Origin of the sequence: Salinibacter ruber DSM 13855 (genome assembly GCF_000013045.1) — a bacterium.
In the GTDB taxonomy this organism is placed as follows: Bacteria; Bacteroidota; Rhodothermia; order Rhodothermales; family Salinibacteraceae; genus Salinibacter; species Salinibacter ruber.
This window is the reverse complement of record NC_007677.1, coordinates 426,766-438,842: the sequence shown is the minus strand read 5'-3', so window position 1 is coordinate 438,842 and position 12,077 is coordinate 426,766. Positions and strand designations below refer to the sequence as shown.

Genomic DNA, 12,077 nt, shown 5'->3' with positions numbered 1-12,077 from the left:
GGCGCTGCGACGAGAAGCGGCTACAAACAGAAAAAGCCCCCGCTCCCGGTCCGGAAACGGGGGCCATGTCTGCACGTCCCGGCGGGACTACAGGTCGTTGAGCCAGGCCCGCAGCATCCAGCGGTCCTCCTCAATCTGCTCGCTGAGGTCCTCGAGCACAGTGGCCGCGCCGTCGGCATCGTCGGCCTCCTCGGCCCGCTCGGCAAGCTGCTGCACCTGCTCGTCGAGGGCCGCGAGGTCCGCGATTACGACCTCGACCATCTCCTCGGCCGCCGGGGTGCTCGGGTCCTCCTCCAGGGAGGCCAGATCCAGAACGTCGGCGAGGGTGTGGACGGGCCGGTCGCCCCGGCTGCGCACCTGCTCGGCGATCTCGTCGATGGCGTCGTTCCAGAAGGTGTAAAGCGCCTCGAACTCCTCGTGGAGCGTGAAGAAGTGGGGCCCGGTCACATTCCAGTGGTAGTGCCGCACCTTCTGGTAGAACACCGTGGCGTTGGCCAGAAGGGCGTTCAGTCCGGTCGTCACGTCGGCTTCCGCCGTCTCCGGGGCGACGTCCGTACTGGGGGCGGAAGCGGTCGTCGTGTTGGGGTCGGGAGCGGACATAAGGGTCAGGGGATCGGGTTTTGTGGCGAGAATACCGCGAACCAGCCGTCGTCGGAGGCCTGCGGGCCCCCTCGGTGTCGTGCGCTTTCTATAACTACTTGTGTTTACATGTGTTCCTTTTAGGGGACGGGCCGTGTGAAGCCCACGTTGGCACGCCTGCCCGATCGCGGCGGGGGGACGGCCGCGATCCGCCCTACACGTGCAGCACGAAATGCTGGAACGCGAAGAGGGCGGCGAACGCCAGCGTGACGGCCGCCCCCGCGGTAGGACCGGGCACATCCTCCAGCGCATCCGGGATGAGCTCCGCGAAGACCATCCAGATCATCGCGCCGGCCGCCAGCCCAAAGCCGATCGGCAAAAACGGCTCGAAGACGAGCACGAACAGAAAGGCGGGAACCGCCATGAGGGGCTGCGGCAGGCTCGTGAAGATGCTCCACCCGGCCGCCTTCCAGAGGGGCGTGCCGCGCGGCACGAGCACCAGGCTGATGGCCAGGCCCTCCGGAATGTTGTGAACGGCAATGGCCGCGGTGATGAACGCCCCCAGCTCGTCGCCGCCCCCGTAGGAGACGCCCACCCCCACCCCTTCGGCAAACGAGTGCGCCGTCATGATCCCCAGGATGAGGAGCGCCTTCCGGGCGTCGGCCCCCGCGAGTTCGGCCACGTCGTGGTCGTCGCCCCGGCTGATGAAGGTGTTGGCCCCCAGAATGAGGGCCAGTCCGACCAGAATGCCAATCAGGGTGCGGCCCGTGCTCAGCATCGATCCCTCGGTGATGAGGCTGTGACTGGCCGCCAGCATGAGGCCGCCCGCGGCGGCGTTGAACACGCCGAGCCACCAGTCGCCGATGTCGCGCACGAATAGAAACGGAAGCGCGCCCAGGCCGGTGGCCACGGCCGTGACGGTGGCGCCGAGAAGGACGATCCAGACACCGGTTTCGATGACCACGGGCAGTGGGGGGTGGACGAGTCAGCAGGGGGAAGAAGCGGGCTGGAGGCTTTCGGAATGTATGCGTTGGGACGCTCCTGGCTCCACCTCGCCTCGTCCCCCTCGTCTCTCGACCCGTCGCACCGCCCAGTTACGGTGGTCTCTGGGGGCACGTTCAAGATGCCGCCCGCACTGCAGAGGCGCCCCTCGATGCCGCCCCTCCCGTGGCCCCGTCGTACGTGCACGGATCGCCCCCCACGTCGAGGCAGGGCCGCAGGCGCATTCCGAACTGTGACATCGGGTTCGAGGCGGAGCCCCCTAAACCCGAGCCGGACGGGGCGACCTCGTCGCCTTTTGCCGTCTGATGTTTTGCGGTCGGCTCTCTGAGGGAAGCGGGGCCTCGCCCCACACCGATCCGGATCGCGGTCCTCTCGTCATCTTGAGGGGAGGCGGCGTCAGCCGACCATCGCCACGACGTTCTGTCCCAGGATGACGATGCCCATGAGGACCAAAAAGATCGCGAAGCCCCGCTTGAGGCGTGCCTGCGGCACGTACGCCCCAAGGCGCCCCCCAACGAAGCTCCCCACGATGCCGATGCCCGAAAAGACCAGCACCAGATCCCAATGAATGGAGAGGCCGGCCGCCTCCATCACGTCGAGGTACTTCACGAATCCGCTGACGCTCTTGAGGGCAATGATGGCGAGGCTGGTGCCAACGGCAAGGTGCATCGACAGGCCCCCGAGCACCACCAGCGCCGGCACGATCAAAAATCCGCCCCCGACCCCCACCAGGCCCGTGAGCACCCCCACGCCCAGTCCGTCCACCATCACCTTCCAGAAGGCCCGGTCCGGCTCATCCACCAGCTCGGAGGGGGTGCGGCGGAACATCAGGACCGCCGCCCCGAGCATCACGACGGCGAAGATGGCGAGCTGCACGGCCCCCGACATGAGCTGCGACAGGGAGGCCCCGACGTACGCCCCCACGATGCCGGGCCCCCCAAACCAGCCCACCGTCCGCCAGCTCACCCGTCCCCGAAGGGCCAGCGGAATGGCTCCGACGAGGCTGATGAGGGCCACGATGCCGAGCGACTCGGCGATGGCGAGCTTGCTAGGCTCCCCCACTAGATACACCAGCACGGGCACAGTGAGAATCGACCCCCCGGACCCCAGGAGGCCGAGCACCAAGCCGACGAGGAGAGCACCGAGCCAGGCGGTGTACATGGAATTGGGGCCGGGGGACCAGACAGAGGAGCAGAAACGCGAGGGGCGCCCCCGACACGCTCGCCGGACGCCCCCACCGCGGCGCTTCGGCGATGCTACGCCGCCACGGCCTCTTCGGAGGCCGCTTCGTAGTTTGCAAAGTGGTCGTTCACGTACTTGACCGAGTGCCCCGTCCGCGCCAGGTACGAGGAGGCGGCCGCCGCCCGCGCCCCGCTGCCGCAGTGCACGAGCAGCGTCTTGTCGGTGGGCAGCTCCGTCTCGTACTCCGGCATGCGGGTGTAGGACGCGTTCAACGCCCCCTCCACGTGTCCCTCCTCATACTCCGAGCGGTAGCGCACGTCGAGCACGCCCGTCGCTTCGTCCTGCAGCTCGGCGTCGAAGTCCGCAAACGTGATCTCGTCGATCGTCTCGCTCGGGCCGCCCGCCTGGAAGTAGCGCTGGAGCGTGTCGATCTCTGCAAAGCCCGTCACGTTGTCGTAGCCGATGCGCACCAGGTCGCGAACGGCCTCCTCTACGTCCCCTTCGTCCGCGATCAGCACGATGGGGGTGGTCTCGTCCTCCACCAGCGAGCCGACCACCGTGTTGAAGGTGTCGTTCATCGGCGCATAGAGGCTGCCGGGAATGTGGTTGGCCATGTAGGCCGACCGGTCGAGCCGCGTGTCGATGACGAGGGGCGCCTCGTCCGCGGCGGCGTCCTCGAGTTCGCGCACCGTCAGCTCGCGCGGGGCGGGCAGCGAGCCGAGCACCGGCATTCCCTCCTTGTTGTCCCGCTTCATGCGGGCGAAGTAGATCTGCGGCTCCGGCTGGTCGGCCAGGATCGCCTCGACGAACGCATCTTCCCCCTCGCGGGCCGCGTCGATCATCGGGTTGAACTGCTTCTCATACCCGAGCGTGGACTGCGGCACCGCGCCGAGGGCCTTGCCGCAGGCCGATCCGGCCCCGTGCGCGGGCCACACCTGCAGGTGGTCCGGCATCTCCAGCACGCGCTGCACCGACGTGTACAGGGTGCGCGCCGACGGCTCCATCGCCCCTTCCACCTGCGCCGCCGACTCCAAGAGGTCCGGCCGCCCGAGGTCGCCGACGAACACAAAGTCACCGGTCAGGAGGCCCATCGGCTCGTCCGCCCCGCCGCCGCGGTCGGTCACGAGGAAGGACAGGTGCTCCGGCGTGTGGCCGGGGGTGTGGAGGGCCGTAACCTCGACGCTGCCCACCTGGAACGTATCGCCGTCGTGGAGCCACGTCACGTCGTAGTCCCCGCCGCCTTGTTTCGGCCCCTGTGCCCACTCGTACTTCCAGTTCTCGTCCCCCTCGTCCGAGAGGTAAAGCGTCGTGTCGAACCGCTCGGCCAGCTCGCGGGCGCCGGACAGGAAGTCGGCGTGGATGTGGGTTTCGGTGACGGCCGTAATTTCGAGGCCCTCGCGTTCGGCAAGGTCGAGGTAGCGGTCGATGTCGCGCTCCGGGTCCACCAAAAGCGCCTCGCCGGTCTCTTGGCACCCGATGAGGTAGGCGTACTGCGCGAGCTTCGCGTCGTTGATCTGTCGGAATAGCATGGGAGAGAATTGGTTGGGTTCGGAAGGGCAGAAGAGGGGGCATGAAACAATGGACAGGGGGCGACGCGCGGAGCCCCCCTCCGCACGTCGTGTCGTGAAGCGTAGGGGCATCCGTCCCACACGGCCCACTCAGGGGCCACGCCCCCCATCCCACTCAACTCCAGGTCCCCCTTCGTCGTGTCCGAGGCCCCGGTCCATTTCTACCGAAAACGCGCGCGGCCACCACGCGGTGGGTCGGCCTGCCAGTATGTTGTTTCATGTATTAACAAGCACAAGTTCGCGCAATCGTATTTTGGGAGGATGGAAATGGTTCCGGTCACGGGTGAAGCCCCTCTCCTACGGGAGTGCCTCCGGGGAGGCTATTCGTCGCAGCCGAAAGGCGTTGCCCGTCACGAGAATACTGCTCAGCGTCATAATGACGACCGCGGCAATCGGATGCAACAGGCCCGCGACGGCGAGGCCGAGGCCGATGGCGTTGTAGCCGAACGTCCACCACAGATTCTGCTGGATCACGCGGTGGGTGCGGCGGCCGAGGTGCTGGAGCCACGGGACGAGCCGGAGGTCGGGGTTGTAGAGGGTCACGTCCGCGGCCTCCATGGACACCGAGGCCCCCGACGACAGCGCGATGCCCACGTCTGCCTTGGCCAGCGCGGCCGCGTCGTTGATCCCGTCGCCCACCATCACGACCGGCCCGTGCGCGTCTCGAAGGGCCGCGAGCCGGTCGACCTTCTCATCCGGGGCAAGCCCCGCCTCCGCGCGCACCCCGAGCCGGTCCTCCAGCCGCCGCGCCGCCGCGGGCCGGTCGCCCGTAAGCACCGATACGGCCTCGGATCGCTCCCGGACGGCCCCCACCACGGCCTCAGCGTGCGGCGCCACGCGCTCCTCGATGCTCAGGAGGCCCACCACGGCGGTCTCGTCCACCACGTAGAGCGGGGTGCGCCCCGCGTCCGCCTCGTCGGCAAACGCCTCGTGGAGACGCGGCGGACCGGTCACGCCCAGCGCATCGAGCAGTCGCTCGTTGCCCACGCCCACCCGACGCATCCGCCCGTCCACCTGCACCCGGCCCACCACGCCCGCCCCGGGGTGTGTCGTCACGTCGGCGACCGCCGGGAGCGACAGGTCCCGATCCGCCGCCGCCTCCACGACGGCCGTCGCGAGGGCGTGGTTCGTGCCCTGCTCCACGGCGGCGGCCCGCCGGAGCACGGCGTCGTCCGCTGGCGCCGGAGCTTCCTCCACAGGAACCGTCTCCGGGCGCAGCACCCGCACCGAGGGCGCCGTGAGTGTGCTCAGCGTGCCCGTCTTGTCGAACGTCACGGCCGTGGCCCGGGCGAGGTCCAGCAGCGTGCGGCCCGAGCGCACCAGCACTCCCTTCCGCCCGGCCTGCTCCAGGGCCACGGTGAGCGACAGGGGGATGGCGATCCCGAGGGCACAGGGGCAGGCAATGAGGACGACGCTGAGCGCCACGTAGAGCGCCTTTGAGAACCCGACCGCCCCCCACCAGCCCGCAAACGCGACGAGCGCCAGCCCCACGACGCCGGGAATGAGCCACCGGAGAATGCGATCGGTGAGGCGGGCGAGGCGTGGGGGCTGCTCCAGGGCCCGGTGCATCATTTGCGCCACGCGGGCGAGGCGCCGGTCCTCCGCCACCGCCGTCGCGTCGATCGTTAGGGCCCCGTCCTGGGCCGTCGTGCCGGCGTACACCGTGTCGCCCGCCTCTTTGACGACCGGCTGCGACTCGCCCGTCAGGCTGCTCTCGTCCACGTAGCTCCGCCCCTCCACCACCGTTCCGTCCACCGGGATGACGTCCCCCGCCGGCACCCGAATCCGGTCGTCCACCCGCAGGTCGTCGGGGGCGACCTCCCCAGCGTCGGGGCCCAGGCGCACGTACGTGGTGTCGGGCACCTCTAGGAGGCGGCGCAGCACGTGGGTCGTGGTGTCCTTGGCACGGGCCGTGAGGTAGCGGCCCAGCGTGTAGAGCGCCAGCAGCATGACGGCCGTTTCGAGGTAGATGGGGCCGGTGCCCCGGGCGTAGCTCACCCCGCTTACGACGACTGCGCTCGTGGTGCCGAGCGTAAACAGCACGTTCAGGGTGAGCCCTCCTCCTCTCAGGTCGTCCCAGGCGGAGCGGAGGAGCGGCGGCCCGAGCAACAGAAGCGCCGGCACGGCCGCCAGCAGCAACACCCAGTGGGCCGTTCCCACCTCGTGCTCCAGCCGCTGCAGGGCCCCGAACCCGTACCCCGAGCTGATGGCCAGGCTGAAGACCATGACGAACCCCGCCATGAGGACGCCGGCGAAGAGCCGCACGAGGAGGGTCTGCTGCTCATCCGAACGGGTCGCCTCCTCGTCGTCGCCAAGCGTCTCGGCCCGCATGCGACACCCGTAGCAGCAGTAGTGCGTGCGGCCGGCCACGCCGGAAACGGCGGTGTCCTCCGTCCCGGAGATGGGCATGTCACAGTGGTCGCAGCGCTGCATGAGACAATCGGCGTGCGAGGGTCGGACGGCAAGCGGGGAGAGGCGCTATCGGGCAGGGGCGGGCATCCGGTTCGGCGACGCCTGCGCGACGAGACGGTCGTACAGGGCCGGGCCGACCGCTCCCGACGGGCCCCGGGCGGCGGTGTCGTCATTGCCGCCGGGCACGGTCTGATTCTCGGAGGCCTTCAGTTCTTCGGGCGACCACGTGTCGGACCGTCCCTCGGTCGCCGCCCGCACGGACGCCACCTCGTCGGGGGTTACCTCCCCGTAGTCATTGTCCCAGGACTGCCGGATGTGCGTAATGACCGCAGCGATCTCCTTGTCGCTGAGCGTGGAGCCCCAGGCGGGCATGTTGCCGTTGTAGGTCGCCCCTTGGACTTCAATTTCGCCCTGCAGGCCGTGGAGCAGGATGCGGATCACCTGGCCCTTGTTTTCCACCCACCGCGTCCCGATCAGCGTCGGGAATGCCCCCGAGATGCCCTGTCCGTTGGACTGGTGACAGCTCGCGCAGCGGGCGCTGTACACCTGCGCGCCGCTCACCGGCTCCGGCTCGGGCGGCCCGGTGCGCTGGGCCACGGGCTCCGGGGACTGGAGCCACGGATCGGGGCTGAAGTCGCCCATGTAGGCCCCCAGGTAGAACGTACTGAAGAGCAGGACGCCGAAGATCAAAATCCAGAGCCACATCTTCGGGGGCTCGCCCCCTTCCGGCGGCAGGGGCTCCTCGCGGAAGAGGGGGCGCAGCATGTCAATCGGCTCGGGCGACGGGTCAGGGTCGCTGCGCTGCTCCGGGTCCGGCTCGGGCAGGGACGAAGAGTCGTCGGCCATGATGCGTTGAGGAGAGGGGAAGAGTGGATTGATCGACGCGGCGTCGCGGTGCCGGATCAGTTGGACGACTCACGATCCATGGGTTCAAGCTTCAGGGTCATGAGGTAGTCGTAGAGGGCGAGGGCTCTTTCGGTGGCCACCACCACGCTGTCGCCCGGCGGCGCGTATTCTGGACTGATTGGCACCGTCGTCTCTGACGCCATGACGCTCGACTTCTTCTTCACCTCAAAGAGGTAGGGGTAGGCCGGCATCACCGAGCCCGGGCTCACCGAGCGGGGCTGGTAGAGGTGGGCCAGGTGCCAGTCGCGACTGGGCTGGCGGCTGGCGATGTCGTGGAGGTCCGGCCCCGTCCGCATCGTGCCCAGTTGATGGGTCTCGTCGTACACGTAGTCGCCGGGACGGGACCCCCGCGGCCCCCATCCGCGGGCCACGTCGGACCCGAAGCCCTCCGGCCGCACCTGCTGGCTGTGGCAGTACATACAGCCCTCCTGCTTGTAGACGTCGCGCCCCAGCTGTTCGGAATAGGTGTAGTCGGTGGTGCCCGGTGTGGGCTCGACCGTTGAGAGCTGCAGGCGAGGCAGCAGCGTGAGGGCCGTAAAGCTCATCGCGATTGCCGCAAACGCCCCCAGAAAAATCAGTGCAATCCGAGTCATCGTGAACGGGAAGTTCGTGGTGCAAAACGCAGCGTGAGGCGGGCCTAGCGTGCACTCTCCTCCCCCGCCGGGCCCGACGGGACGGAGCGGGCCCCGTCCCCGCCGACATGCTCGAAGGTGCCCGCCGGCACCGGGTGGAAGTACGTGGGGCCGTCCGGGCGCTCGCCGCTCTGCACGACGATTTTGGCGAGCAGGTACGCAAACACGAGGTGCCCCACCGTCATGAGCGTGCCGGACACCGACCGCACGACGAGCCAGGGCTTGGTGTCCTCCACGATCGTCAGGAAGGCCACGTCGGGATCGAGCAGCTGCAGGCCCTGAATGACGCCGCCGATGGTGAGGGCCGTAACGTACGCCCCAATGCCGAGGCCCGTGGTCCAGAAGTGCAGGCTCACGAGGCGCTTGCTCCCCCACTCCCAGTTCGTCACGCGCGGCATGATGTAGTAGATGGCCCCGAATGCGATCATCGTCGCAAACGCGTAGACCCCCAAATGCGCGTGCGCAATGGTGTAGTGCGTAAAGTGAGTGACCTCTTGCCAGTACCGGAACGACTGGAGCGAGCCCTGCAGGCTAACGGCCGTGTAGCTCATGGCCCCGAAGACCACGAACCGGAGCGTCGGGCTGTACTTCAGCTTCTTGAAGTGCCCCACGACGGTGAGGTGGTGGTTGACCGCCACCACGATGACCGGAATGATCATCATCGCGCTGAACACGATCGACACGGTCGCCACCCACTGCGGCGCGGGCCCCCCGACCAGGTGATGCACGCCGGCCCAGTTGTAGAAGAGGGCCAGCGTCCAGAAGCCCAGGTACGACAGGTGGTAGCTGTGCACGGGCCGCCCGATGACCTTCGGAATCAGGTAGTAGGCGGCTGCCAGGCCCGGCGGGGTGATCCAGAGGCCCAGGATGTTGTGGGCGTACCACCAGTTGGCCGTCGCCTCCGGCACCCCGCTGTAAATGGGAAGCAGAATGGCGATCACGAGGAGCGGGCCCCACAGGATGGCCGCGCCCAGGTACCAGACGGAGATGTACAGGTGTCGCGCGTGCCGGTGCCACAGGGTGCGGACAAACGACACGACCAACAGCCCCATGGCCGGGACGATAAACGCGAACGCGACATAGGGCATCTCCACCCATTCGATGGCGCGGGAGTAGCCCGCCAGGATGCCGATGGTGCCCACCAGCACCCCCACGTTCCAGAGCGCCGCACTGAGAAGCAGGAGCCCGCGGCCCCGAAGCTTGGTCTTCAACAGACGGGCCCAGAGCCATGAACTCACCCCCACGCCCGCCATCGAAATCCAGCCGTAGATCATCGTGTTAAGGTGGGCGGGCCGCACGCGGCCGAAGGTGAGCCACGCCTGATGGGTCCACCAGTCCGGAAACTGGAACTTGAAGCTGGCGATGAGGGCCAGCAGGGAGCCCGCGACGAGCCAGAAGGTCCCGCTCACAACGAACGCGATGACGGGCCAGCGCGTCGACGCGTCGACGACGCGACGCCACTTGACCTCTGATTGGGACGTGCCCGCCGAAGGCGCGGGCGTGGACGAATCGTCGGGCATCGCACAGGAAGAACGTTGGGAAGAAACGGGTCAGGCCTCCGGATCAGGCGCGCCGGTCGGCTCGTCTGGGGCGTCGAACACCTGATCCTGTGGCTCCCCCACCGGCTCATCGTCGTCGAAGATGACGTAGGCCTCCGACTTCAGATTGTCAAAGTGCCCCTTCCGCTGGGCATAGAACAGCACCGTCAGGGTAATCGCGGCGCCGACCACCAGAACGAGCAGAATGGTCAACAAAGGCGTGTAGCTCATGCGTGGTGTTCGGACACAGGGATGGACGCTGAGGCAGGGGGCCCTGCCGACGGGTGCTCGACGCGCACGGCCTGAGACGCATTGGACGCACCGGCGCGCTCCTCCATGTCGCGCAGGACGAAGTAGTACATCGCCCCCACCAGCAGAGAAGCGGCAAGGAAAAGGGCCAGGACGAGACCGGCCGTGGCCCGCTCAACGTCGAACTGCGGATCGGACATGGGATGCAAGACGGCGGCCCTACTGCTTGTGTTTACAAGTACGTACCAGTACGTTGAAGGCGAACGCCCCCGGAAGGATCCACGATGGCGGTCGTCCTGCTGATCTTCACGGCCAGATCATTTTTCTCCCCAACCGATGCGTTCGCCCTCGGTTCTTCGGCTTTTGATCCTCAGCGTCCCTCTTCTCATCGTCGGATGCGGCGGGTCCGATTCGGCCCCCACCAGCTCCCAGACGCCGCCCGACGCCGTCCGTCGGGACGTGGAGCAGTCCATCGCGTCGCTGAACGAGATGCGCGAGTCCCTGGCCGCGACCATCGACACGTCCGCGGTCGACAGGCGCACGTTCAAGCGCGTGTGCGCCCCCGTGGGGAAGCGCGCCAGGCAACTCGGCGCGGACCGCGGATGGGAGGTGCAACAGCTCGCCACGAAGTATCGAAATCCCGCCCACGAGCCCGACGCGGAGGCACGCCGCCTCCACGAGGAGTTTGTCACGTCCCCCGAGCTCACCGAGCGGTGGATCCGAACCACCCGCAGCGGCCACGAGGGCTGGCGCTACGCCCGCCGAATTACGGTACAGCCGTCCTGCCTGGCGTGCCACGGCCCCAAAGACGAGCGCCCCGCGTTCGTCAAGAAGGACTATCCCGAGGACCGGGCCTACGGGTTCGAAGACGGAGACCTGCGGGGCATCTACGCAGTCTTCGTCCCGGATACGAGCACCGGGGATGCATTTTAAGTAGCCTGTGCGCCTTCTAGGGACCACCTTGCAACGGTCCTGAAACACTGGCCCTAGTTGTAAATACAGGTAAATACCGAAACGAGGACATCGGTGACCGTTCGCCTCTCCCGTTGACAGCCGACCCGAAGGGCCCATGGACGACGTACACACAGACGGCGCCCCCTCCCTAGAAAAGCGCTTACAAGACCGCGACACTCGTCAGACGCTTCACCGTCTCCTCGACAAGCTCGATACGATCGAGGCGGCCCTCGACCGGCTCGACCGCATCGAGGGCGAGGTGCCCCCTCTCCTTCAGACCACCGCCGACGTGGTCGACGACGAGTTGACCCGGGCGGCGGACCGCGGTGTGGTGCTCGACGAACGGGCCGGCGAGGCGCTGCGGCTCGCAGAGAAGCTGACGGAGCCGGAGACCGTCGAGGTACTGTCGGCCCTTATCGACCGGCTCGACCACCTCGACGATCTCGCCGACCTGGCCGAGCAGGTCCCCGCGGCCGCCACCGTCACGGTAGACACGATCGATGAGGCGCTCACGCGCGCCGCCGACCGGGGCGTGGTCGTTGACGAGCGGGCTCGGGAGGGCCTCCGGCTGCTCGAAAAACTGACAGAGCCTGAGACCGCCGCGGCACTTGAGCACCTTCTGGACCGGTCCGACCAGATCGACGAGTTGGCGGCCCTCGCCGAGAAGGCCCCCGACGCCATCGCCACGGTCGTCGACATCCTCGATGCCGAATACGCCCGGGCCGCCGCGCAGGGATACGACCCGGAGCGCACCCTCCGTCAGGCCTTCGGCGCCCTGAGCCGGCTCGGGACGCTGTTCCAGACCGACGAGTTCGAGGCCCTCCTCCACTCCGGTGTGCTCGACCCCGAGGCCCTCGAGGCCGTCGGCAGCCTCGGCTCGGCGCTCGTCGACACCCAAAAGGAGGCGCAGCGCGGAGACACCCCATCCCAGGGGGTCTTCGGCCTGCTCGGCGCCCTTCGCGACCCCGACGTGCAGCGGGCCGTCGGCTTCATCACCACCTTTGCTAAAAAGTTCGGGGGGAACCTCCGCTCGTGAGTCAGGCCCTGTGCCTCAG

The 12,077-nt window shown here is 67.9% G+C and carries 12 protein-coding genes; 2 read left to right on the top strand and 10 right to left on the bottom strand.

Annotated features, from left to right (window positions below):
* Positions 1-87: 87 nt before the first annotated feature.
* The 10 genes from SRU_RS01780 to SRU_RS01735 form a co-directional block, all read right to left on the bottom strand.
* A complete protein-coding gene (locus SRU_RS01780; protein ID WP_011403108.1) occupies positions 88-600 on the bottom strand; it encodes a Dps family protein in 513 nt (170 codons plus the stop codon).
* 193 nt (positions 601-793) lie between these two features.
* The gene (locus SRU_RS01775; protein ID WP_011403107.1) at positions 794-1,543 is read right to left on the bottom strand and encodes a ZIP family metal transporter; all 750 of its coding nucleotides are present in this window, start codon (positions 1,541-1,543) and stop codon (positions 794-796) included.
* A 434-nt stretch (positions 1,544-1,977) separates the two neighbouring features.
* A complete protein-coding gene (locus SRU_RS01770) occupies positions 1,978-2,742 on the bottom strand; it encodes a sulfite exporter TauE/SafE family protein (protein ID WP_011403106.1) in 765 nt (254 codons plus the stop codon).
* A gap of 95 nt (positions 2,743-2,837) precedes the next feature.
* Positions 2,838-4,292, bottom strand: coding sequence for an MBL fold metallo-hydrolase (locus SRU_RS01765; protein ID WP_112902961.1), 1,455 nt, complete (start codon positions 4,290-4,292; stop codon positions 2,838-2,840).
* Positions 4,293-4,628: 336 nt separating this feature from the next.
* Positions 4,629-6,740 (bottom strand): heavy metal translocating P-type ATPase, encoded by a 2,112-nt coding sequence (locus SRU_RS01760; RefSeq protein WP_158442665.1) that lies wholly within the window; start codon positions 6,738-6,740, stop codon positions 4,629-4,631.
* Between the two features lie 69 nt (positions 6,741-6,809).
* Positions 6,810-7,589 carry a c-type cytochrome gene (locus tag SRU_RS01755; protein ID WP_011403103.1) on the bottom strand — a complete coding sequence of 260 codons (780 nt, stop codon included), beginning with the start codon at positions 7,587-7,589 and terminating at the stop codon, positions 6,810-6,812.
* A 56-nt stretch (positions 7,590-7,645) separates the two neighbouring features.
* Entirely contained in the window at positions 7,646-8,242 is a 597-nt protein-coding gene (locus tag SRU_RS01750; protein ID WP_011403102.1) for a cbb3-type cytochrome c oxidase subunit II, read from the bottom strand.
* Positions 8,243-8,286: 44 nt separating this feature from the next.
* Positions 8,287-9,801 carry a cbb3-type cytochrome c oxidase subunit I gene (locus SRU_RS01745; protein ID WP_011403101.1) on the bottom strand — a complete coding sequence of 505 codons (1,515 nt, stop codon included), beginning with the start codon at positions 9,799-9,801 and terminating at the stop codon, positions 8,287-8,289.
* A 30-nt stretch (positions 9,802-9,831) separates the two neighbouring features.
* A complete protein-coding gene (locus SRU_RS01740) occupies positions 9,832-10,050 on the bottom strand; it encodes a cbb3-type cytochrome oxidase assembly protein CcoS (protein WP_011403100.1) in 219 nt (72 codons plus the stop codon).
* Positions 10,047-10,268: a hypothetical protein gene (locus SRU_RS01735; RefSeq protein WP_231847278.1), complete on the bottom strand. Its 222-nt coding sequence runs from the start codon at positions 10,266-10,268 to the stop codon at positions 10,047-10,049. The genes SRU_RS01740 and SRU_RS01735 overlap by 4 nt, the downstream gene beginning before the upstream one ends.
* A gap of 136 nt (positions 10,269-10,404) precedes the next feature.
* On the opposite strand from SRU_RS01735, the gene SRU_RS01730 reads away from it, so the two are divergent.
* Both SRU_RS01730 and SRU_RS01725 read left to right on the top strand, forming a co-directional pair.
* Positions 10,405-11,001 carry a Tll0287-like domain-containing protein gene (locus SRU_RS01730; protein ID WP_011403098.1) on the top strand — a complete coding sequence of 199 codons (597 nt, stop codon included), beginning with the start codon at positions 10,405-10,407 and terminating at the stop codon, positions 10,999-11,001.
* A gap of 136 nt (positions 11,002-11,137) precedes the next feature.
* A complete protein-coding gene (locus SRU_RS01725) occupies positions 11,138-12,058 on the top strand; it encodes a DUF1641 domain-containing protein (RefSeq protein ID WP_013060880.1) in 921 nt (306 codons plus the stop codon).
* The last annotated feature ends 19 nt before the right edge of the window (positions 12,059-12,077 follow it).